This window comes from Oceanicaulis sp. (assembly GCF_965249665.1).
GTDB lineage: Bacteria > Pseudomonadota > Alphaproteobacteria > Caulobacterales > Maricaulaceae > Oceanicaulis.
Map to the genome: position 1 here is coordinate 1,262,433 of NZ_OZ252247.1, position 21,710 is coordinate 1,284,142.

Consider the following 21,710-nt stretch of genomic DNA (forward strand, 5'->3'; position numbering starts at 1 on the left):
CGTCCAAAATGCCGCAGAGCAGATCGTCAGGCGCGCTCAGGGCTCATAAGCGTCCAGATGCTGGCGCCCGTTATCGCCGATCTGATCCCAATCCGCTTTCGAGCCAACGAAGATATGGTCGCTGATCTGCAAACCGTCTGCGCCCTCTGTCAGCGACCCTGCAGGAATGAACATGGTCTCGGCGTCATTGGGGCCCGGCATGGCGCTGCCACACGCATTGCAGAAGCAACTGGCCCAGTCCGCGTCCGGTTTTGCCCAGTGCGCCAGAGACTCCTGCCCTTGGACCCAGCGGAACGTGCTGTTGGGTACAAGGGCGACGACCACGCCCTGCGCCCCGCTCCATTTGCGACAAATGGAACAGTGACAGGCATAAAGATAATCGATCACATGATCGATTTCGTACTGGACCGCGCCGCAATTACAGCTGCCCTTGGCCATGGTTCACCCGTTGAGCCAGCCCTTGTTGACCACCACTTCGGCGATCTGGACGGCGTTGAGGGCGGCCCCTTTGCGCAGATTATCCGACACGATCCACATGGCGAGGCCGTTCTCGACGGTGGGATCGTTGCGGATGCGGCTGACGAAGGTGGCGAACTCGCCCACGCTTTCAACCGGGGTGACAAACTGCGGCTCGTCCTCGTCAGCGCGGTCGATCACCATCAGGCCCGGCGCTTCACGCAAAAGGTTGCGGGCGTCTTCTGCGGAGAGTTCCTTCTCCAGCTCCAGATGGGCCGCGACGCAATGGCCGACAAACACCGGCACCCGGGCGCAGGTGGCGAAGAGCTTGATCTTGGGATCAAGAATCTTCTTGGTCTCCACCGTCATTTTCCACTCTTCCTTGGTGGCGCCGTCCTCCATAAAGACGTCGATTTTCGGAATGACGTTGAAGGCGATCTGCTTGGGGAAGACTTCGGGTTCGATCGGGTCGTTGACATAGATCGCCTTGGTCTGGTTCCACAGCTCGTCCATGGCTTCGCGGCCGCCGCCGGAGGTGGACTGATAGGTGGAACAGTTCGCCCGGATGATCCCCGCGGCGTCGTGGATGGGCTTGAGCGCCACCACGGTCTGGATGGTGGAGCAATTGGGATTGGCGATGATGTTTTTCTTCGGGCGCGCATCAAGCGTGTCGGGGTTCACTTCCGGCACCACCAGCGGCACGTCCGGATCCATGCGCCAGGCGCTGGAATTATCAATCACCAGCGCGCCGGCCTGGGCGATCTTCGGCGACATCTCACGCGACACATCCCCGCCCGCGCTCATCAACACAATGTCGACGGTGGAGAAATCAAACGTATCGGCGTCCTTGATGATCAGGGTCTTGTCGCCATAAGAGACTTCGCGGCCGACCGATTTGCGGCTGGCCAGGGCATAGACGGTTTCGGCGGGGAAGAGACGCTCTTCCAGAATGGTCAGCATTTCCTGACCGACAGCGCCCGTAGCGCCCAGAACGGCGACGTTGAGACCCATAATGCTTCCTCGAATTCAGCTGACGGTTGATTTGATTGGCGCTACATTCCCGTAATGGGTGCTTTTGTAGCTATTCTTGCTCTCATTGAGTTCGGTATGACGGCGGCGATGCTGATCGTTCTTGTGTGTCTGACCTTCAGGGTCAGCGCCTTGCTGGATCAATGCAATGACCTTGATGCAGAGCCCTAAAGAAAAACCCCCGGGGCCAGTCTGGCCCCGGGGGTTTTCACACCGGATCGACCAGACGTTTAGCCCAGGCTGGGATCAATCTTCTTGCACGCGTCCACAAGGCCCTTCACCGAATCCACCGAATGGTCGAACATCTCCTGCTCGTCCTTGTTCAGGCTGATTTCGACGATCTTCTCGACACCATTGGCGCCGATCTGGATCGGCACGCCCACATACAGGCCGTCCACGCCGAACTGGCCGGTCAGGTGCGCGGCGCAGGGCAGGATGCGCTTTTTGTCGTTGAGATAGGATTTCGCCATGGCGATGGCGCTTTCCGCCGGCGCGTAGAAGGCCGAGCCATTGCCCAGCAGGCCGACGATCTCGCCGCCGCCCTTGCGGGTGCGATCGACAATGGCGTCGATCTTGTCATCAGAAGACCAGCCCATCTTGACCATGTCGGGCACCGGGATGCCGGCGATGGTGGAATAGCGGGTCAGCGGCACCATGGTGTCGCCATGACCGCCCATCACGAACGCGGTGACATCTTCCACGGACACGTCAAACTCTTCAGCCAGGAACCAGCGGAAGCGCGCGGCGTCCAGAACGCCCGCCATGCCGACCACCTTGTTATGGGGCAGGCCGGAGAATTCGCGCAGCGCCCAGACCATGGCGTCCAGCGGGTTGGTGATGCAGATCACAAAGGCGTTCGGGGCATGCGTTTTGATGCCTTCGCCGACCGACTTCATGACCTTGAGGTTGATTTCCAGCAGGTCGTCGCGGGACATGCCCGGCTTGCGCGGCACGCCGGCGGTGACGATGCACACATCCGCGCCTGCGATCGGGGAGTAATCCTCAACCGACCCGCCCGTCAGATGGCTGTCCTTGCCGAAGACGGGGCTCGCTTCACACAGATCCAGCGCCTTGCCCTTGGCGGTGCCTTCATTGAGGTCCATCAGGACCACATCGCCCAGCTCTTCACGAGCCGCGATATGGGCCAGGGTGCCGCCGATCATGCCGGCGCCGATAAGGGCGATCTTTTTGCGAGCCATGGAAATACTCCTCAAGCCTTAGAGGGGGCGCGCCTTTTGATGCAGGCGCGAAGACAGGTGTGCCTGATCTACTCCGCTCAGCCGCGAAGTGCAATGCGCAGACGGGAGAAGACCGCTCACACGACCGTCAATCGCCCAGCCAGTGCATCAAACTGAGATTGCGAATACGGTCTCCGCCGATCTCTGCGCCGCCGATCAGGGCGGGCGCATCCGCTTGCGGCGAGACGCCCGTGTGCAGGTATTCTGGCTGGATCAGACCTGAGATCAGGATCAGGCCCAGGGTTTCATCCTGCGCACGAAACTCAAATGCGCCGTCTGTCAGGGTCAGGCTGTCCGGTCGGATGCGGCGGCTATCGAGATAATAGGTCTGGCCCAGCTCGTTTACGGCCGTTTCGCCATTCACAGGATTCAGGCTCAGCCAGACCGGAATGTCGTCCGCCGCGGCGCCGGCGTCGCGCCAGGCGTCAAAGTCCATACGGTGTCCCACAAACAGGTGATGCAGTGTCCACTCGCCCGCTGTCAGTCCGCCATTGGGCAGGAAAAACCCGTCCGGCTCAAAACTGACACTGATGTCGAACCGGGCCGATTGGGCGGTTTCGGCGTCTGTATCGGCGCGAGACGCGGCGGGCATGCTGGCTTCAGAGCATCCCGTCACCATCAGCGCGCTGGCGCTCAGGGCAAGTAAATCACGGATCATCATACGTCTCCCCAGACAAGACTGATCAGTGTGCCCTTTTAACGCTGATCCGTCATTCAGAATGCGTGTCCGGATCTCCCATCCGGCGTTCGGCCGCCAGATAGGCGTGCCCGCGCATCTCGAACAGACGCGAAACGGTGCGCTGGAACTCAAAGGCGAAATCCCCTTCAGGATAGAGGTTCGCCGCTTCCACCGCTGCGCTCATGACCAGCTTGGTTTTGATCTCGTAGAGGGCGTCGATCAGGGTGACGAAGCGCTTGGCCTGATCGCGTTTGTCCGGCGTCAGAAGCGGGGCCCGGTCGATCATCACGGTGTGAAACGTTTCCGCCACCATCAGATAATCGGCCGGTCCGAGGGGGCGGGCGCAGAGTTCTTCAAACGTGAAGCGGGCGACGCCGGCGGCCTGGCGCGGGACCACCAATTCGCGGCCCTGAACATCCAGAATGCAGGTCTGCACCTTGGCGCCGCGGGTCAGGCGCTTGAACGCCGTGTCCATCGCCGAATCCGCCTCTGATCCCAGCGGGTGGTAATAGACCGGCGCAGCTTCCAGCTGTTCCAGGCGATAATCACGGCCCGAATCGAGCTCCTGAACGTCCAGCGTGACCTTGATCAACTCAATGAACGGTTCGAACAACTGACGGTTCAGACCGTTCTTATAAAGATCGTCAGGATGCCGGTTGGAGGTTGCGACGACCACCACGCCTTCTGCGAACAGGCCCTCAAACAAGCGACCCAAAATCATGGCGTCGCCCACATCTGTGACCTGCAACTCGTCAAAGCACAAAAGGCGCGTCTGCTTGGCGAGGGCTTTGGCGACGCGCGGCAGCGGGTCCGCATCTTTCTTGGCGCGCTCATGAGTGATGCGCGCCTGAATCTCCTGCAGGAACTGGTGAAAGTGCACGCGGCGCTTTTTCGACACCGGGGCGGCGTCAAAAAACAAATCCATCATCAGGGACTTGCCGGTTCCCACCCCGCCATAGAGATACAGGCCTTTGGGCGCAGGCTTGGATTTGCTGAAAAAGCTCGACTTGCCTTCATTCCACTCAGCGAGCGCCTCGCACAGCGCCTGCAGGTGCTCGGCGATTTCGGCCTGGCCAGGATCGGGTTGCAGCCGGCCTTCGGCCACCGCCTGTTTCAGGCTGTCCACAGGACCCATGAGTTAAAGGCTCCAGACCAAAGCCGCCGCGGCGATCAGCGCAAAGCTGATTGCGGCGGCGAGCCAGACATAAGCGGGGCGGTTGAGGGTGCGCATGGGCGCTTCGATACCCCGAAGCGTCCGTCCCGCCAAGATGGCTGCGGTCATAGCATTATGAGGTTTCAGAAGGATTGCGAGGGGATGACGACTGCGTTGAACTCTACTCTAGCCCATCCAGCCTTCAAGCTCCGCCCGCCACGCCTCCGGCAGCGGTTTCGGTCGACGTGTTTCACGATCCACATAGACATGGACGAAGAAGCCTTCGGCGGCGGCTTTCTCCTCGCCCTGTTTGAAGATGGCGATCTCATAACGCACCGAGCTTGAGCCGATGCGCGCCACTTTCACGCCGGCTTCGAGCTGATCGGGAAAAGCGGTGGCGGCGTGATAGCGGCAGCCGGTTTCCACCACGAGGCCGATGGTCTCGCCGTGCTCGATGTCGAGAAGCCCCGCATGGGCCAGACGCCGGTTCACAGCTGTGTCAAAGAAGCCGTAATAGACGACATTGTTGACATGGCCGTAGACATCATTGTCCGCCCAGCGGGTCTCTATGGGTTCAAAGGTCTGAAAGTCTGCGCGTACTGCGCGAGGGCGGTCGGCCATAAAGGGATCCCTGATCTGATCGGTTACGACTTGTTGGAGCGACGCCAGGCGCATATTCTCGTTTCAGGAGATTTCAGGCCTTGGTGAGGGCGCATGGCGTGTCTGCGAGATGAAGAACGGTCCGTTTTGCGACAGGCCGGTTTTTCCAGCGCCGAAATCGTGCGTCTTGAAGCGATCGCCAGCAAGACGGGCTGGCTGGGCCAGGCGCGCTGGCTGGGCCAGGCGCGCTGGCTGGTGGAGCGGGAGGTGCTGATCTCACTGCTGATGATCCTGCCTGTCATCGCCTCAGGTCCCTTGTTGGCTGGAGCGAGCTGGCTGTACGCCTTGATCGTCATGATCTGCTTCTCTCCCGCCTGGAGCCTTTTGCTCAGACGCGCCTGGTCCAGATTGCGCGACCCTGAAAGCTCGGCGGACCGGACGCTATTGGCCTTGGCGCTGCGGGCTGACCCCTGTGATGGCGGGGGCCGCGGCGCGGCGTTCGCCAGGTTGAAAGCGCGCTCACACGCCGCTTGATCCCCTGGCTATGCTTTTCTGGCCGTTCACAGGATTTCCTCATACATCGCCACGATGGACTCATACGTCATCTCGCGCGGATTATTGGGCAGCAGGCGATCATTGGCGGCCACATCCTCGGCCATTGTCGGGACGTCATTATGGCTGATGCCTAACTGCGAGAGGCGGCGTTCGATCCCCACGGCTTCGGCGATGCGGTCCATCTCGTCAATGAGCCCCGCAGAGCCTGGCTTCAGACCCAGATGCGCTGAAATTTCCGCATACTGACTTTCAGCCTCGGGGGCGTTATAGCGCAGCACGGGCGGCAGGACGACGGCGTTCGATAACCCGTGCGGCACATGGAACATGCCGCCCAGCGGATAGGCCATGGCGTGGACTCCGGCGCAGGGCGAGTTGGAAAAAGCCTGCCCCGCCAGCATGGCGCCCAGCAGCATGTCGCCGCGCGCCTCCCGGTCTGAGCCGTCCTCACACGCGCGCAGGATCGAGCCGTGCAGGAGTTTCAGCGCGGTCAGCGCCAGCGCATCCGACATCGGGTTTTTCGAGCGGCGATTGGTATAGGCCTCGATCGCGTGAACCATGGCGTCAATACCGGTATAGGCGGTGGGATGGCGCGGCAGGCCCAAGGTCAGATCCGGGTCCAGGATCGCCATGTCCGCATACAGAGGATCAGCGGCGATACCGCGTTTGGACGTCGCACCCGTGGTCAACACGGCCACATTGGTGACTTCTGATCCGGTGCCGGCGGTGGTGGGCAACAAGATCAGTGGCGGTCTGCTCGCTCTGACTTGCTGCACGCCATACATGGTCGACAGCGATTGTTCACCCGAGAGCAAAAGCGCGACGACTTTCGCCGTGTCCATCGGGCTGCCGCCGCCAAAGCCGATCACGGCCTCTGCGCCAAATTCCTGGCCTTCCTGCACCGCTTCAAACACCGTGCTTTCAGGCGGGTCTGCGACCACCTTGTCATAAATATGCACGTCCAGACCCGCGTCTTTCAGCCCGGCCAGCGCCGCATCCGCCAGCCCGGCTTTGCGCACGCCCGCATCGGTGACGAACAGGACGCGCTGAGCGCCTTTCAGCGCCGGGGCGGCGGTTTTTGCAAGATGAGCGCTGGCGCCAGGCTGAAACAGGGTTTTGGGGACGGTGGTGAAGGTGAAAGCGGTGGTCATGATGGTCGGCCTCCCGTCTGCAAGCTCGCACTGCGCGGATGGGTCGCGCGTGATATGAGCGGGGTCTCTTTATGCGGACCCTCGAAACGGGCACAGTATGCCTGTCTTTTTCACCCAGACCAGCCCGGCTGGCCCATCACAGGAGGCGACCATGCTTGACGAAGTGTCCACATCCATTCCGGATATGGGTCGCGCCTATTACGACCCGCTGGTGCAGGACGCTGGCAATGGCCTGACGGGGCCGGGCGGGGCGCTCTATCGCTACGCCATCCGGCCTGAAGGCTATCGTCTGGATGAGACCGATTTCATCGCCGAGAGCTGGCAGCTCAAGCGCCAGCCGGACTACACACCGGCCGAACACGCCCGTTGGCGCCTGTTGTTTGAAAACCAGCGCAAGATGCTGCCCGGTCGCGCCTGCAAGGACTTCATGGAGGGGTTCGAGCAGCTTGAGCACCTCTTCAAGGATGGCATCCCCAGCTTTGACGACATCAACGCCATCCTCAAACCCGCGACGGGCTGGACGGTGGTGCCGGTGCCCGAGCTGATCCCGGATAACATCTTCTTCTGGCATCTGGAGAACCGCCGCTTCCCGGCGGGCGTCTTCATCCGCGGCGGCGATCCGAAGACCAAAAAGGTGAAAGAGGCCAATCAAGGCCGCGCGCCGGAATTTGTCGAATACACCGCGGTGGAAGACGATCTCTTCTACCTGCAGGAGCCGGACACTTTTCACGACATTTTCGGTCATGTGCCGATGCTGATGAACCCGTTCTTCGCCGATTACATCCAGGCCTATGGCGCAGGCGGGCGTCGGGCGATCGAATACAATCGCCTCAAGAATTTCGGGTCAGTCTATTGGTACACAGTTGAATTCGGCCTGATCCTGGAAGAGGGCGAGCTGCGGGTTTACGGGGCCGGCATCTTGTCGAGCCCTGACGAGACCCTGTTCTCGCTCTACTCAGACAGCCCTCACCGCATCAAGATGGTGCCCGAGCGGGTGATGCGTACCGATTATGTGATCAGCGATTTTCAGGAAACCTACTTCGTCGTGGATTCCATCAAGGCGCTGTATGAAAGCACCGCCGGTCGCGATTTCACGCCGATCTACAAGAAACTGCCCGCTGGCTTCACCTACGCCACCACCGCAGCGCTCGACACCGATGTCATCGTCACCGAAGGCACGCAGGAATACAAATTCTGCGGCGGCAAGGGCAAACCTCGCGCGGTCAAACACATGGAAGCCATCCGTGAGGCGCATAAGCGGTAGACAGAGCGACTGAATTCCCGGGCAAGCAAAGCGAAGACCCGGGACCTCTCTGCGCGAATGGCGTCTTATCCTGCACGAGGCCCCGGCTCTGCGCTAGCGCTTGGCCGGGGTTTCATTGTCTGAAGTCATGTCATTCACCGGCTCGTCCGGTGAATCCCCACCGTGACCTGTGATCGAACCAACCGGCATGGATCCCCCGCATGAAGCGGGGGATGACAGAATTGAGAGAGGTATGTGAATCCTTCTCTTTCCCCGCGAAGGCGGGGATCCAGAGCCGGATGCGCTACATTTGATGACCTCTGGGTCCCGGCCTTCGCCGGGAAAGAGCTGGGTATAGAACTGCGCTCAAGAAAAAGCCCCGGCGTCTCCGCCGGGACTTTCGTGTTTCAAGGCTGGCAGGCCCTACTCCATCGTCGGAATGATGAAGGCCTGGTCGGACACCTGACCGGACGGCCAGCGCTGGGTCACCGTCTTGATCTTGGTGAAGAAGCGCACGCCTTCCATGCCGTGCTGGTTGGCGTCGCCAAAGGAGGACCGCTTCCAGCCGCCAAAGGTGTGATAGGCGACCGGCACCGGGATCGGCACGTTCACGCCGACCATGCCCACATTGACCTTGGAGGCGAACTCGCGTGCGGCGAGGCCGTTGCGGGTGAAGATCGCCACGCCATTGCCGTACTGGTGTTCGCTGGGCAGCTTGGCGGCTTCTTCAAGGTCCTTGGCGCGCACGATCTGCAGCACCGGGCCGAAGATCTCTTCGTGATAGGTCTTCATGTCGGCGGTGACATGGTCAAACAGGGACGGGCCGATGAAATAGCCGTTCTCATGGCCTTGCAGCTTGAAGTTCCGACCATCGATCAGGAGCTTGGCGCCCTCGTCCACGCCCATCTGGATATAGCCTTCGACCTTCTCCTTGTGCGCCTGGGAGACGACCGGACCGTACTGGGCGTCGGGGTCCGTGGAAGCGCCGGGGGTCAGTTTCTCGATTTCCGGGATCAGCTTTTCCAGCAGGCGATCGGCGGTGTCATCCCCCACCGGAACCGCGACCGGCAGCGCCATGCAGCGCTCGCCCGCGGAGCCGTACGCGGAACCGACAAGGTCCTGCACGACCTGATCAAGGTCAGCATCGGGCAGGATGATGCCATGGTTCTTGGCGCCGCCCATGGCCTGCACGCGCTTGGCGTTCGCGGTGCCGCGCGAATAGACATACTGAGCGATGTCAGAGCTGCCCACAAAGCTCACCGCCTTGATATCGGGGTGATCGAGGATCGCGTCCACCGCTTCCTTGTCGCCATGCACGACGTTGAGGATGCCGTCGGGCAGGCCCGCTTCCGTCATCAGTTCGGCGAGACGCACCGGCACGGACGGGTCTTTTTCAGAGGGCTTCAGGATGAAGGCGTTGCCGCAAGCGATCGCCACGCCGAACATCCACATCGGGATCATGGCGGGGAAGTTGAACGGGGTGATGCCCGCCACCACACCCAGGGCCTGACGCATGGAATAGACATCGATGCCCGGTCCCGCGCCTTCGGTGTACTCGCCTTTCAGCAGATGCGGCACGCCGCAGGCGAACTCGATCACTTCCAGGCCGCGCTGAATATCCCCCTTGGCGTCAGCGACAACCTTGCCGTGTTCGGTGGACAGCAGCACCGCCAACTTGTCCATGTTCTCTTCAAGCAATTGCTTGAACTTGAACATGACGCGCGCGCGTCGCTGGGGGTTCACCGCGGCCCAGGCGGGTTGGGCGGCTTTGGCGATGGCGACCGCTTCGTCCATTTCCTTGACGCTGGCGAGCGCGACCTTGGCCTGAACTTCGCCGGTATTGGGATCATAGACATCGCCAAAACGGTTTGAGCCGCCAGGTACGGCCTTGCCATTGATGAAATGGTGGATATCGCGGTGTGCGGACATAGGGCTTCCTCCATCGGCCGGTCTTGGGTGGACGCCGGCGCGTGTGGTTATGATCTGGGCTGGGTTTAACGCCCGGCGGGGGCGCTTGTCGAGCGCCCAGCAGAGGATGTGAGCGCTAGCGGGCGGAGAGGTTGGCGGGTTGGCCCTGTGCGGTCTGGCCGCTCCAGCCATCCGCACTGAAGGCGCCTGAGAATACGCTGGCGCCGCTGGGATCAAACAGGCTCAGGGTCTGGTCCTCATCGCGATAGCTCCAGAACGCGGCTGTTGACACGCTGGCCGGGCAACTGGGCATGGCCGTCGCAAAGCCTGAGGCGTCGCGTTGATCAAGATTGGCTTCCGGCAGGGGCGCAGCCGTGGCGTCCAGCAAGATCTCGCAGCTTTGTGACGGCGTGCTGAGCGTGTAGACGCCGCCCTCGGGCGGGGCCGCTTGCAGGAGCAAGCTGAGACTGATGAAGGCGAACAGCATGAAACGCTCCTGACGCACGCAATCTGGCTGGATGGCTTATAAAGTCATCGTATCAGAGCCGTCGGCAGAGTCACATGACGAGATCATGAGCGTGAAACAGGATTCGATCATCCGTATTCGGATTACCTCGACTTGTAAAACAGGAACTGTGTCCGGTTCGCGAAGGCGACCAGCGACAGCATGACCGGAACCTCCACCAGCACGCCCACCACGGTCGCCAGCGCAGCGCCGGAGTTCAGCCCGAACAGCGAAATCGCCACAGCCACAGCCAGCTCGAAGAAGTTCGACGTGCCGATCAGGGCGCAGGGCGCTGCGATGTTGAACGGCACGCGGGCGACATATGCCGCGGCATAGGCCAAAGCGAAGATGCCGTAGGACTGGATCAGCAATGGAACCGCGATCATGGCGATCACGATCGGTTGTGCGAGCAAGGTCTGTCCCTGGAACCCGAACAAGATCACCACTGTGGCGATCAGCCCCAGGATGGAGAGGGGTTTGACGCGGGCTGTGAAAGCGCGGACCGCCGCATCCCCGTCTTCGGGAGGACGGTCTTGGACCAGCACGTGTCGCACCAGCGCGCCAGCGATCAAGGGCGCGACGACGTAAAGCCCCACCGAAAGCAGCAAGGTGTTCCATGGCACGATGACGTCTGTCACGCCCAGCAGCAGGGCGACGATAGGCGCAAAGGCGAACACCATGATGACGTCATTGGCGGCGACTTGCACCAGGGTGTAGTTGGCGTCGCCTTTGGTCAGCTGCGACCAGACAAAGACCATGGCGGTGCAGGGCGCAGCGCCGAGCAAGATCAGTCCGGCGATATAGGATTGGGCGTCGACCGGGTTCAAAAACGGTGCGAAAACAAACTCAAAGAACACCACCGCCAGGCCCGCCATGGTAAAGGGCTTGATCAGCCAGTTCACGATGAGGGTGATGGCGAGGCCTTTGGGGCGGTCGCCGATCTGGCGCAGGCGGCTCAGATCAATATTCACCATCATCGGAAAGACCATCAGCCAGATCAGCACCGCCACCGGCAGGTTCACATTGGCGATCTGCAGGCTTGCGAGCCAGGCGAACCCTTCAGGAAACACGACGCCAAGACCGACGCCGCAGACGATGGCGCCGCCGACCCAGACAGACAGCCAGGCTTCGAAAAACCCGATGCCGCCGGCTGCGATTTCGTCCTGTGTGCCATAAGTGCTCATTGAGAGGCTCCGTCATGGGCGGCGTGTAAGATGGCGAGACGCGCCTTGGGGTCAGCCTCGACGATCCCGGCTTTCAGACACGTTTCAATACGCGTTTTGAGCGCCTGAAAAATCGCCTCAAACGCAGCCTCCGCCTGTGGGCCGTCAGGGGTTGCGGCGGGGTCAGGCAGCCCCCAATGCGCTCTTACCGGTGCGCCGGGCCAGATGGGACAGGGTTCTGACGCCGCGCTGTCACACACCGTGATCACCACATCAATCTCCGGGGCGTCCACGCCTTCAAACTCATCCCAGCTTTTCGACCGAAGGCCGTCAGGGCTGAGGCCATGCCGTTTCAGGGTTGCGAGGGCGTAGGGGTTTGGCGCGCCAGTCGGTTTTGAGCCTGCGGAATACGCTTTAAGCTGACCCTGGCCCAATCGTCTCCAGAGCGCTTCCGCCATGATCGACCGAGCCGAGTTGCCGGTGCAGAGGACAAGCAGCTTCATGGGGGCGGATCCTGATTTGCGAATAATGGGAGAGGCTTTAAGATTGGCTCTCTTATATTTCAGGAATGATTGAAATGAAAGATGCCGTCGTGACCTCTGACGCTGCCGCCGATCAGTTTGGCGCGCTGGCGCATGAAACGCGCCTTGTCGTGTTTCGCACCGTGATGAATGCGGGGCCGGAGGGCGTGTCGGCGGGCGATCTGGCCATCAAGGCGCAAGTCAGCCCCAGCAATCTGTCTGCACATCTGACGGTTTTGGTGTCTGCGGGGCTGCTGCATGTCCGGCGGGATGGACGGCGTCGTTATTATTCCGCCGCTTTGCCGGCGATACGCGGTTTGCTCAATTTTCTCATCGTGGAATGCTGTGACGGCAATCCCGAGGTGTGCGATCTGAAAGTGTCCTCCCTTGTCGGTTTGCACTCCGAGGCCTGCTAGGCGGTTGATCGCGCCATGACCGCAATTGAGCAGACATCGTCCCATGTGGTGGACCAGCTGATCGAAGAACGGGCGGTGCGCCTGTCGGCAAATCGCAGGCTCTGGCCGTGGATCAAGCGCGTCTTCTATCCCTTGCTGGGCTATCAACGGGCGCGCACGATTGCGGACGCCATAGCGGACAAATCCGGCCGCGAGGCGATGGATTGGGCGCAAGACTTCCTCAGCATGGGCATCAGCGCGAACGGGCTCGAACACGTTCCCGAAACCGGTCCCTGCGTGATCACCGCCAATCACCCCGGAGGAATTTCAGACGGAATCGCCGTGTGGCAGGCGTTGAAAGCGCGGCGGCCGGACATGGTGTTTTTCGCCAATCGGGACGCCATTCGGGTGTGTGAGGGTCTGGCCGATGTGGTGATCCCGGTCGAATGGCGCGAAGGTCATCGCAATCGCGAGAAAACCCGCGACACCCTCAAGCGCGCCATCACCGCCTTTCAGGAGGGACGCTGCGTGGTGGTGTTTCCGGCGGGGCGGATGTCGGTCTGGGACTGGCGCACCTTCTCTCTGCGTGATGAGAGCTGGCAGCCCACGGCTGTGAGTCTGGCGCGCAAGTTCAAAGCGCCGATCATCTCGCTGGGTGTCAGACAGCGCATGTCGCTGTGGTTTTACGGCCTGGGGCTGATCCACGAAGAACTGCGCCATATGACCGTATTTCACGAGCTTCTGGCCAAGAAGGGCGCGCATTACCGGCTGAAATTCGGCGCGCCCCTGGATCCGCTGTCTTTGGCCGGCGATGAGCAGGTGGCGAGTGAGAGCTTGCGACTGTGTAGTCAGGGGCTCGCGCGGCACGCCTGAATCCCCGTTCTCTTTTGACCTGATTGGTCTAAACTCTCGCCGCGAGGGAGACGGGCATGCGTGACGATAGCTATCTCAAGCGCTTGATGGCGGACCTTGATCTCTGGGTCAGGGAAGGTCTCATTGACGAGAAGACCGCCAGCGCGCTTTCGGCTCGTGCTCGCGAACGCGCGCCCTCACCCAGCTCCTCACCCATATTGTCCAGTCTTGCCGGATTGGTCATTGGTCTCGGCGTCATAACCATCATCGCGGCGAACTGGTCAGCGCTGAACGGTGTTGTGCGACTTGGGCTGGCCGCGCTTCTGATCAGCGCAGCCATGCTGTCCGCGGGCTATTTGCGCGACCGCGCCCTGTATCTGGCGTCCAACATCACCGCGGCCATCGCCGTTTTGCTGGCGGGCGGCGGGGTGGTCGTGATCGGCCAGCTCTATCACGCCAGCTCCACCAGCTCCGCGTTTTTGAGCCTGTGGACCCTGATCGGTCTGTTGATCACACTGATGCTGCGCGCGCCTCTGGCGGGCGCCGGAACAGCGCTGCTGGCCTTGCTGTGGAGCCTGTTTCACATTGGGGAAACCGGAGAGCTGACGCGCCTGCCTGAACCGATCTGGGTGGTTCCTGTGCTGGCGGGGCTGGGCGTGCTGGGGTGGAGATGGCGATCTCTGGGTTTGCTCAACATCATCTTCCTGAGTGTGATCGTCTGGGTGAGCTGGAATGTCGTTGAACTGTTCCTGGATGAGTACAGAGGAGAAGACGATATCCGCGTGAGCTATGCCCTGGCGGCCCTGTGGGCGGTTTGCGCCCTCGCGGCAGAGCTCGGCGCCCGCTCCACAGCGTTATTTGCCCTGAGAAGTATTGCCGGATGGTCCGTCTGGACGGCCATGTTGGCGTTGCTGGCCGGGCTGGGGACAGAACGGGTGCTCAATAGCGACATCATGATGGGGGTTGCGGCCTTGAGTCTGGCGATCTTTTCGGGGCTGACCGCCTATGGCGCAGCGCCTGGACGGCGCTGGATACGCGGCGCCGGCGTTTTCGGCTTTATCGGCGCGGCGATCATCATGTTCACCTATTCCACGAATTTGGTCACGGCCGGCGTGACCCTGATCGTGTTCGGCGGCGCGCTGACCGCCTTGCTGATCGTCACTAACCGGATGCTGATGAAAGCTCGGGAGCGCGCCGCATGATCAAGGTGTCTTTCCTCGCGCGTGCCGCGATCGGTCTGGCTGTGATCCTGGCGGGTCTGGGCTGGATGACCCTCAGTCATGAAACGGCCCGGTCGTCAGGCCGAGACGTCATTTTTCAGACCAATCCGGTGGATCCGCGCGACGTGTTCTTTGGCCATTACGCCATCTTGAACTATCGCGACTTTGGCGACAGGGATGTGTCCGTGCCCTGGCGTGATCCGCGAGGCTTTCAGAACGGTGAGACCGTTTATGTCGCGCTCACCCCCTCAGAGCAGTTTGAGACGCCCGGCGCTGTTTTCGCAACCCTTGAAGAGGCGACAGCCACTGGCGTCCCGGTCCTGAAAGCAGAGCTGGTGGAAGCCTACGCCCCTATAGGTGAAGACCCGGAGGTCTTCTGGCTGCGTTTTGACCTGCCAGAGCAGTATTTTGCAGACCCTGAGACCGCGATTGCGCTGCAAACCGATTTTGAAACGGCGAATGCGATGCAAGGCCGGCGTGACCGGTGGGAAACCTGCCGGGACCTTCAACAGACTGCGCCGGATCAGTTCGAGCAGTCCTGGATGTGCGAGGATTTTGACCTTGCCGATGAACCCCGGGCGGATATTCCAGAATATGGCGTGATCCTGTCCGTCTCCGATCAGGGCGAGGCTGTGATCAAGGGGCTCTATCTGGATGGTCGGCGTCTCTATGACAGCCTGACCGGCCCCAGACTGACGCTCGACAATGATCCGTAGACGCAAAACGCCCCGATCATCAGACCGGGGCGTTTGATCGTCAGCGATGACGTCGGCGTCAGGCCTGACGCTCGACCATCAATTCCTTGATCTTGCCGATGGCCTTGGCCGGATTGAGGCCTTTCGGGCAGACATTGGTGCAGTTCATGATGGTGTGGCAGCGATAGAGCTTGAACGGGTCTTCAAGATTATCCAGACGCTCGCCCGTCGCTTCATCGCGGCTGTCGGCGATCCAGCGATAAGCCTGCAAGAGGGCGGCCGGACCCAGATACTTGTCCGAGTTCCACCAGTATGACGGGCAGGAGGTCGAGCACGACGCGCACAGAATGCACTCGTACAGGCCATCCAGCTCTTCACGGTCTTCCTGGCTTTGTTTCCATTCCTTCTCAGGCTCCGGCGTATCGGTCTTGAGGTAGGGATTGATGGATTCAAGCTGGGCGTAGAACTGGGTCAGATCCGGGATCAGGTCGCGGACCACTGGCTGGTGCGGCAGCGGCGCGATGGTGATCGCGCCCTTGTGCTCGTCAATGCCATTGGTGCAGGCGATGGTGTTGCGGCCGCCGATATTCATGGCGCAGGAGCCGCAAATGCCCTCGCGACAGGACCGCCGGAACGCCAGCGTCGTGTCAATCTCGTTCTTGATGAAGAACAGCGCATCCAGCACCATCGGGCCGCACTTGGACGTATCGACATAATACGTATCCCAGGACGGATTCTCACCGGTTTCGGGATCGTAGCGATACACCTTGAAGGCGCGCAGATCTTTCGGGTCGGCGTTTTCGGGCTTCGGCCACACCTTGCCCTTTTTCACCTGAGAGTTTTTCGGCAGCGTCAGTTGGACCATGGGGTCGTTCCCGCTTTCTTAAAGCCTGTGAGCGTTGGCGGGGTCTTAATAGACCCGCGCCTTGGGCTCGATATAGGCGATGTCGTTGGACAGGGTGTGTTCGTGAACCGGGCGGTCATCCAATTTGACCGAGCCGTCTTCATTGATCCACGCCAGGGTGTGCTTCATCCAGTTCTCATCGTCGCGCTCGGGGAAATCCTCGCGGGCGTGCGCGCCGCGGCTTTCCGGACGCGCGGCGGCGGAGTTCACCGTCACGGACGCCTGGGCGATGAGGTTTTCAAACTCCAGCGCTTCAACGAGGTCAGTGTTCCAGATCATGGAGCGGTCATTGATGCGGATGTCGCTCGCGCCCTGATAGACGTCTGCGATGCGTTTGACGCCTTCATCCAGAATGTCCTGGGTGCGGAACACGGCGCAGTTTTCCTGCATGGCGCGCTGCATGTCGAGGCGCAGGGTCGCGGTCTTGGTGCCGCCATCGGCATGACGCATCTTGTCAAAGCGCGACAGGGTGTCGGCGCCGGCATTGGCGGACAGTTCAGGCTGGCTGGCGCCCGCTTCCACCGTCTCGCCGCAGCGCAGGCCGGCGGCCCGGCCGAACACCACAAGGTCGATCAGCGAGTTCGAGCCCAGGCGGTTGGCGCCGTGCACGGACACGCAGGCCGCTTCGCCCACCGCCATCAGGCCCTTGACCACATGGTCAGGATCACCGCCGACCTTGGTCAGCACTTCGCCGTGATAATTGGTCGGGATGCCGCCCATATTGTAGTGGACAGTCGGGATCACCGGGATCGGCTCCTTGGTCACATCCACGCCCGCGAAGATCTTCGCGCTTTCCGAAATGCCCGGCAGGCGCTGGGCCAGAATGGCGGGATCGAGGTGATCGAGGTGCAGGTGGATATGATCGCCATGCTCGCCCACGCCGCGGCCTTCGCGGATTTCCATGGTCATGGAGCGCGAGACCACGTCCCGGCTGGCGAGATCCTTGGCGCTGGGCGCGTAGCGCTCCATGAAACGCTCGCCCTTGGAATTGGTCAGATACCCGCCTTCGCCGCGTGCGCCTTCAGTGATCAGGCAGCCAGCGCCATAAATGCCGGTGGGGTGGAACTGGACGAACTCCATATCTTGCAGCGGCAGACCCGCGCGCAGGACCATGGCGTTACCGTCGCCCGTGCAGGTGTGCGCGGAGGTGGCGGAGAAATAGGCCCGGCCATAGCCGCCGGTCGCCAGAATGGTCTTCTGGGCGCGGAAGCGGTGCAGCGTGCCGTCGTCGAGTTTCCACGCGGTGACGCCGACGCAGGCGCCTTCATCATCCATGATCAGGTCGAGCACGAAATACTCGATGAAGAACTCGGTCGCATGGCGCAGGGACTGGCCATAGAGCGTGTGCAGGATGGCGTGACCTGTGCGGTCAGCGGCGGCGCAGGTGCGCTGCACCGGGCCTTCGCCGAAATTGCGGGTCATGCCGCCAAAGGCGCGCTGATAGATTTTGCCGTCTTCGGTGCGTGAGAAGGGCACGCCCCAGTGCTCAAGCTCGTACACGGCCTTCGGCGCATGGCGGCACAGATATTCGATGGAATCCTGATCGCCGAGCCAGTCTGACCCTTTGACCGTGTCGTACATGTGCCAGCGCCAGTCGTCCTCGCCCATATTGCCGAGCGAAGCGGAAATGCCGCCTTGCGCCGCCACAGTGTGAGAGCGGGTCGGGAACACCTTGGAGATGCAGGCGGTCTTCAGACCTTCCTGCGCCGCGCCGAGCGCCGCGCGCAGGCCAGACCCGCCCGCGCCGACCACGACGACGTCAAAGGTGTGATCAATCCATTCATATGCGGACATTGAATATCGTCCTTCTTAACTTGCGATCGCCAGCACGGCGTAAAGGGCGGCAATCCACAGGCCCGCTGCGATCAGCGTGTTCGCGCTCAGCAAAAGGGCCTTTGTCACCGGTTTATGGATGTAGTCCTCGATCAGCGTCTGGAGACCCAGGCGCATGTGATAGAATGTCGCAGTCAGCGTCAGGAGCATCAGGATGGCGCCGAAGGGGGAGCCGACAAAGCCGCGCGCGCTTTCATAATCGGCGCCGGGCAGGCTGGCGATGGACCAGACAAACAGCGGGATCAGGACCACCAGCGCCAGAGCGGACACGCGCTGGGCGATGAAGTGGCCGACGCCGGATTTGGCGGAGCCAAGACCGCGAGCGCGGGCGAGCGGGGTGCGAAAATCGCTCATTAGACAATCCCTCCAGCCAGGAACCAGATGCCGACCGTCACGACGATGGAGGCGACAATGATGATCATCGAGCGTTGATTGGAGCCCTTGGGGTCAAAGCCCTTGCCCATATCCCAGACCAGATGACGCACGCCGTTAAACAGGTGATAGACCAGCGACAGCGTGAAACCGAACAAGGCCAGCTTGACCAGAAGCCCCACAGGGCCGGTCATCAGGTTTTCAAACACGGCGTAGGCGTCAGGCCCGGCGGCCAGCAGCACCAGCCAGACTGTCACGAGAATGGCGCCGACATAATTGATGGAGCCGCTGGCGCGGTGAAAGATCGAGGACGCCATGGTGGCGTGCCAGCGCCAGACTTGCAGGTGCGGCGATATGGGTCGTGGATCAACGGATTGCTTGGCCATGAAAAGGGCCCCCACTTATTGAAAGCATTAGCCCCGTCAGCTCGGAACTTGGCCGTGACAATAATCCGCACCGGGTTAACGTCAACGCACACCAAAGTGTGGAATGCTGCTGTGTTTGCAAACGGTTCTTAGTTGCGCGCCCTTGGCGCAAACTGGACTTGGTCTGCAGGCCCGGCGACAGGGGAGAGAGCATGTCTGAAAACCACAGCGTTCTGATTACAGGCGCGTCCACCGGAATCGGTTATGCCAGCGCTAAGTATCTGTCAGACAAGGGGTGGCGCGTTTATGCAGGCGTGCGCAAGGCTGAAGATGCGACGCGACTGAGCGCGGAGCTGGGTGACAGCGTGCGCCCGGTGATCTGCGACGTCACCCATGCAGACACACTACACTCAGCCGCTGAGCAGGTGCGGCAAGATTTGGCGGGGCAGACGCTCTCCGGGCTCGTCAACAACGCCGGAATCGCGGTCGCCGGCCCGCTTCTTCATTTGCCGCCTGACGAGATGACACGCCAGCTTGATGTGAATGTGACGGGCCAGATGCGCGTGACCCAGGCGTTTGCGCCGCTTTTGGGGGCCGAGAAAGGTTTCACCGGAACGCCGGGCCGGATCGTCAATATTTCCTCGGTCGCGGGATTTCAGGCCATGCCGATCCTGACGCCTTACGCCTGCTCGAAATTCGCGCTGGAGGCCTTTACCGAAGGCCTGCGCCGAGAGCTGATGCTGTACGGGATTGATGTGGTCGCGATCAATCCCGGCCCCATCAAGACGCCCATCTGGGACAAGGCCCAGGAGCTTGATCCTGAGCAATATGGCCAGACCGATTTTATCAAGGCCATTCACAGGCTCTTGAAGTTCACGCTCAAGAGCGCTGAAAACGGTCTGCCGCCCGAGCGCGTGGCTGAGGCCGTTTACGGGGCGCTGACCGATAAAACGCCCAAGCTTAACACGGTGGTGACCCCGACGCCTCTGCAAGGTCTCATGCTCAAGCTGATGCCCAGACGTATGGCGGACAGAATGATTACCTCGCAATTGGGCCTGAAGCGCTTGAACTGACCGCTAATGATCGACACTCTTCCCCAAACGTTTCGGGGAAAGAGTTCACTCATGCGCTTTGTTTTAGCGACTATCACAGCCTTGGCCCTGGCCGCGCCGGCCTTCGCCACGCCTGCAGACGACTTCCGAGAGCTGATCGCGGACTATGAGGCGTTCACCGCCGAGCGCGATCTGGGGGCTCGGGCGCGGCAGGGCGATCTGGAGGCCGCCGCCTCCTGGCCGGATATGAGCCTTGAGGCGATTGAAGCCTGGGATACGGGCATTGCCGGGTTCGATGAACGCATCGACGCCATTGACCCTGCCGATCTGCCCTCAGATGAGCAGGCGAATTATGCTGTGCTCGCCTATGAGCTGGAGAGTGCGGTTGCGGTTCCTTGGGGGACCACCGCGATGATCCCCTTCACCAATGATAGCGGGTTTCACACCAATGCCAGCTTTGCCGCGCTGACCACACGTGTGCGCTCGGTGGAAGAAGCCGAAGCCTGGATCGCCAAGCTCAACGCCTTGCCCGAGTATCTCGCCCAGCAGCAGGCCTGGCTGACGCGCGGCATCGAGACCGGGTTCACCCAGCCGCGCGCCATTTTGCAAGGCGTTGCCGATCAAATCGAAGCGCAGATCACGCCCGCAACCGAGAGCGAGCTTCTGACCCCGATCGCAAACCTGCCCGAAGCCATCCCGGCCGCCGAGCGCGAACGCCTGATGGCTGAGGCGGTTGAGGCTGTGCAGACATCCGCTTTGCCGGCCCTGCGTGAGTTGCATGTCTTTTTCACTGAAACCTATTTGCCCGCCGCGCGTGACAGCTTGGGCGCGCGGTCCCTGCCGGGCGGGGAAGACCTGTATCGAGCGCTCGTCCGCCAGCACACGACACTCGATCTAACCCCTGAAGAGATCCATGCTCGCGGTCAGGCGGAAGTGGCGCGCATCCGCGCCGAGATGGACGCGGTGATCGCCGAAACCGGGTTTGAGGGCAGCTTCGCGGACTTTCTCGACTTCCTGCGCACCGATCCGCAATTTTACGCCCAGTCCGAGCGCGAGCTGATGATGGCGGCGTCCTATCTGGCCAAAAAGGCCGATGACGCCATGCCGGCCTTTTTCCATCATCTGCCGCGGCTGAGCTATGGCGTGCGGCCCGTGCCGGCGGCCATTGCGCCCAACTACACCACGGGCCGGTACTGGCCCGGCGATGCGGAGAGCGGCCAGGCGGGCGGCTATATGGTCAACACCTACCGGCTTGACCAGCGCCCGCTCTATGAATTGCCGGCTTTGACCGTGCACGAGGCGGTACCGGGTCACCACCATCAGATCGCCATCGCGCAAGAGCTTGAAAACGTGCCCGAATTTCGAAAGCAGGGCTATATTACCGCCTTTGGTGAAGGCTGGGGGCTCTACACCGAGTTTCTCGGCGTCGATATGGGCATGTATGAAACGCCCTATGAGCATTTCGGGCGTCTGACCTATGAGATGTGGCGCGCCTGCCGGCTCGTCGCCGACACCGGCCTGCACTGGTATGGCTGGAGCCGGGATGAGGCCGAGGCGTGCTTTCTGGAGAATTCCGCGCTCGCCCCGCTCAACATCACCAATGAAGTCAGCCGCTATATCAGCTGGCCCGGCCAGGCGCTGGCCTACAAGACCGGCGAGTTGCTGATTCGCGAGCTGCGTGCTGACGCGGAAGCGGAGCTGGGCGAAGCCTTCGACCTCGCCGCTTTCCATGACCGTATCCTTGATGAAGGCGGCGTGCCGCTGGGCTATCTCGAAACCAAGATGCGCACCTGGATTGCCGAGCAGGGGGCTTAGTCTGGCTTT

Annotated in this window: 24 protein-coding genes; 8 read left to right on the forward strand and 16 right to left on the reverse strand. The window is 61.4% G+C overall.

What is annotated here, in order from left to right:
* Positions 1 to 36: 36 nt before the first annotated feature.
* The 7 genes from ACP154_RS06025 to ACP154_RS06055 all read right to left on the reverse strand — a co-directional run bounded on the left by ACP154_RS06025 (position 37) and on the right by ACP154_RS06055 (position 5,176).
* Positions 37 to 438 (reverse strand): GFA family protein, encoded by a 402-nt coding sequence (locus ACP154_RS06025; protein WP_421860890.1) that lies wholly within the window; start codon positions 436 to 438, stop codon positions 37 to 39.
* Between the two features lie 3 nt (positions 439 to 441).
* Positions 442 to 1,467, reverse strand: a complete 1,026-nt coding sequence (locus tag ACP154_RS06030) for an aspartate-semialdehyde dehydrogenase (RefSeq protein WP_421860888.1) — start codon at positions 1,465 to 1,467, stop codon at positions 442 to 444.
* A 248-nt stretch (positions 1,468 to 1,715) separates the two neighbouring features.
* On the reverse strand, positions 1,716 to 2,684 hold the full coding sequence (gene mdh, locus ACP154_RS06035; protein WP_421860886.1) for a malate dehydrogenase: 969 nt from the start codon (positions 2,682 to 2,684) through the stop codon (positions 1,716 to 1,718).
* Positions 2,685 to 2,811: 127 nt separating this feature from the next.
* Positions 2,812 to 3,381 carry a hypothetical protein gene (locus ACP154_RS06040; RefSeq protein ID WP_421860885.1) on the reverse strand — a complete coding sequence of 190 codons (570 nt, stop codon included), beginning with the start codon at positions 3,379 to 3,381 and terminating at the stop codon, positions 2,812 to 2,814.
* A 52-nt stretch (positions 3,382 to 3,433) separates the two neighbouring features.
* A complete protein-coding gene (zapE, locus tag ACP154_RS06045) occupies positions 3,434 to 4,537 on the reverse strand; it encodes a cell division protein ZapE (RefSeq protein WP_421860883.1) in 1,104 nt (367 codons plus the stop codon).
* Between the two features lie 3 nt (positions 4,538 to 4,540).
* Positions 4,541 to 4,684: a hypothetical protein gene (locus ACP154_RS06050; protein ID WP_158267850.1), complete on the reverse strand. Its 144-nt coding sequence runs from the start codon at positions 4,682 to 4,684 to the stop codon at positions 4,541 to 4,543.
* Between the two features lie 57 nt (positions 4,685 to 4,741).
* The gene (locus ACP154_RS06055) at positions 4,742 to 5,176 is read right to left on the reverse strand and encodes an acyl-CoA thioesterase (RefSeq protein ID WP_107713633.1); all 435 of its coding nucleotides are present in this window, start codon (positions 5,174 to 5,176) and stop codon (positions 4,742 to 4,744) included.
* Positions 5,177 to 5,269: 93 nt separating this feature from the next.
* Here ACP154_RS06055 and ACP154_RS06060 point away from each other — a divergent pair, with 93 nt between their 5' ends.
* Complete coding sequence (locus ACP154_RS06060) at positions 5,270 to 5,689, forward strand: hypothetical protein (RefSeq protein WP_421860879.1); 420 nt, start codon at positions 5,270 to 5,272, stop codon at positions 5,687 to 5,689.
* 26 nt (positions 5,690 to 5,715) lie between these two features.
* Here ACP154_RS06060 and ACP154_RS06065 read toward each other — a convergent pair whose 3' ends face one another.
* Positions 5,716 to 6,858, reverse strand: coding sequence for an iron-containing alcohol dehydrogenase (locus ACP154_RS06065; protein WP_421860876.1), 1,143 nt, complete (start codon positions 6,856 to 6,858; stop codon positions 5,716 to 5,718).
* A 151-nt stretch (positions 6,859 to 7,009) separates the two neighbouring features.
* Here ACP154_RS06065 and ACP154_RS06070 point away from each other — a divergent pair, with 151 nt between their 5' ends.
* On the forward strand, positions 7,010 to 8,122 hold the full coding sequence (locus ACP154_RS06070; RefSeq protein WP_133724534.1) for a phenylalanine 4-monooxygenase: 1,113 nt from the start codon (positions 7,010 to 7,012) through the stop codon (positions 8,120 to 8,122).
* 402 nt (positions 8,123 to 8,524) lie between these two features.
* Here the strand turns inward: ACP154_RS06070 and ACP154_RS06075 are convergent, their stop codons facing one another.
* From ACP154_RS06075 to ACP154_RS06090, 4 genes are all read right to left on the reverse strand, one after another.
* Entirely contained in the window at positions 8,525 to 10,030 is a 1,506-nt protein-coding gene (locus ACP154_RS06075) for a CoA-acylating methylmalonate-semialdehyde dehydrogenase (protein WP_421860874.1), read from the reverse strand.
* A 115-nt stretch (positions 10,031 to 10,145) separates the two neighbouring features.
* Positions 10,146 to 10,496 carry a hypothetical protein gene (locus tag ACP154_RS06080; protein WP_421860871.1) on the reverse strand — a complete coding sequence of 117 codons (351 nt, stop codon included), beginning with the start codon at positions 10,494 to 10,496 and terminating at the stop codon, positions 10,146 to 10,148.
* Positions 10,497 to 10,618: 122 nt separating this feature from the next.
* Positions 10,619 to 11,698, reverse strand: a complete 1,080-nt coding sequence (arsB, locus tag ACP154_RS06085) for an ACR3 family arsenite efflux transporter (RefSeq protein ID WP_421860868.1) — start codon at positions 11,696 to 11,698, stop codon at positions 10,619 to 10,621.
* Positions 11,695 to 12,180 (reverse strand): arsenate reductase ArsC, encoded by a 486-nt coding sequence (locus tag ACP154_RS06090; RefSeq protein WP_421860866.1) that lies wholly within the window; start codon positions 12,178 to 12,180, stop codon positions 11,695 to 11,697. The genes arsB and ACP154_RS06090 overlap by 4 nt, the downstream gene beginning before the upstream one ends.
* Before the next feature lie 74 nt (positions 12,181 to 12,254).
* Here ACP154_RS06090 and ACP154_RS06095 point away from each other — a divergent pair, with 74 nt between their 5' ends.
* Genes ACP154_RS06095 through ACP154_RS06110 form a run of 4 tightly spaced genes read left to right on the forward strand, consistent with a single transcriptional unit; the run spans position 12,255 to position 15,381 of the window.
* Positions 12,255 to 12,614, forward strand: a complete 360-nt coding sequence (locus ACP154_RS06095) for a metalloregulator ArsR/SmtB family transcription factor (RefSeq protein WP_133724541.1) — start codon at positions 12,255 to 12,257, stop codon at positions 12,612 to 12,614.
* A 15-nt stretch (positions 12,615 to 12,629) separates the two neighbouring features.
* A complete protein-coding gene (locus ACP154_RS06100; protein ID WP_421860864.1) occupies positions 12,630 to 13,466 on the forward strand; it encodes a 1-acyl-sn-glycerol-3-phosphate acyltransferase in 837 nt (278 codons plus the stop codon).
* 56 nt (positions 13,467 to 13,522) lie between these two features.
* Positions 13,523 to 14,647, forward strand: coding sequence for a DUF2157 domain-containing protein (locus ACP154_RS06105; protein WP_421860862.1), 1,125 nt, complete (start codon positions 13,523 to 13,525; stop codon positions 14,645 to 14,647).
* On the forward strand, positions 14,644 to 15,381 hold the full coding sequence (locus tag ACP154_RS06110; RefSeq protein WP_421860860.1) for a GDYXXLXY domain-containing protein: 738 nt from the start codon (positions 14,644 to 14,646) through the stop codon (positions 15,379 to 15,381). Before ACP154_RS06105 ends, ACP154_RS06110 begins: the two co-directional genes overlap by 4 nt.
* Before the next feature lie 58 nt (positions 15,382 to 15,439).
* Here the strand turns inward: ACP154_RS06110 and ACP154_RS06115 are convergent, their stop codons facing one another.
* The 4 genes from ACP154_RS06115 to sdhC are packed head-to-tail and all read right to left on the reverse strand — an operon-like array spanning position 15,440 to position 18,855.
* Entirely contained in the window at positions 15,440 to 16,225 is a 786-nt protein-coding gene (locus ACP154_RS06115) for a succinate dehydrogenase iron-sulfur subunit (RefSeq protein ID WP_107712143.1), read from the reverse strand.
* Positions 16,226 to 16,270: 45 nt separating this feature from the next.
* Positions 16,271 to 18,058, reverse strand: coding sequence for a succinate dehydrogenase flavoprotein subunit (sdhA, locus tag ACP154_RS06120; protein WP_421860856.1), 1,788 nt, complete (start codon positions 18,056 to 18,058; stop codon positions 16,271 to 16,273).
* 15 nt (positions 18,059 to 18,073) lie between these two features.
* A complete protein-coding gene (gene sdhD, locus ACP154_RS06125) occupies positions 18,074 to 18,451 on the reverse strand; it encodes a succinate dehydrogenase, hydrophobic membrane anchor protein (RefSeq protein ID WP_421860853.1) in 378 nt (125 codons plus the stop codon).
* Complete coding sequence (gene sdhC, locus ACP154_RS06130) at positions 18,451 to 18,855, reverse strand: succinate dehydrogenase, cytochrome b556 subunit (protein WP_107712146.1); 405 nt, start codon at positions 18,853 to 18,855, stop codon at positions 18,451 to 18,453. Before sdhC ends, sdhD begins: the two co-directional genes overlap by 1 nt.
* Before the next feature lie 191 nt (positions 18,856 to 19,046).
* On the opposite strand from sdhC, the gene ACP154_RS06135 reads away from it, so the two are divergent.
* Positions 19,047 to 19,907, forward strand: a complete 861-nt coding sequence (locus ACP154_RS06135) for an SDR family oxidoreductase (RefSeq protein ID WP_421860850.1) — start codon at positions 19,047 to 19,049, stop codon at positions 19,905 to 19,907.
* A 51-nt stretch (positions 19,908 to 19,958) separates the two neighbouring features.
* Complete coding sequence (locus tag ACP154_RS06140) at positions 19,959 to 21,701, forward strand: DUF885 domain-containing protein (protein WP_421860847.1); 1,743 nt, start codon at positions 19,959 to 19,961, stop codon at positions 21,699 to 21,701.
* Positions 21,702 to 21,710: the final 9 nt, after the last annotated feature.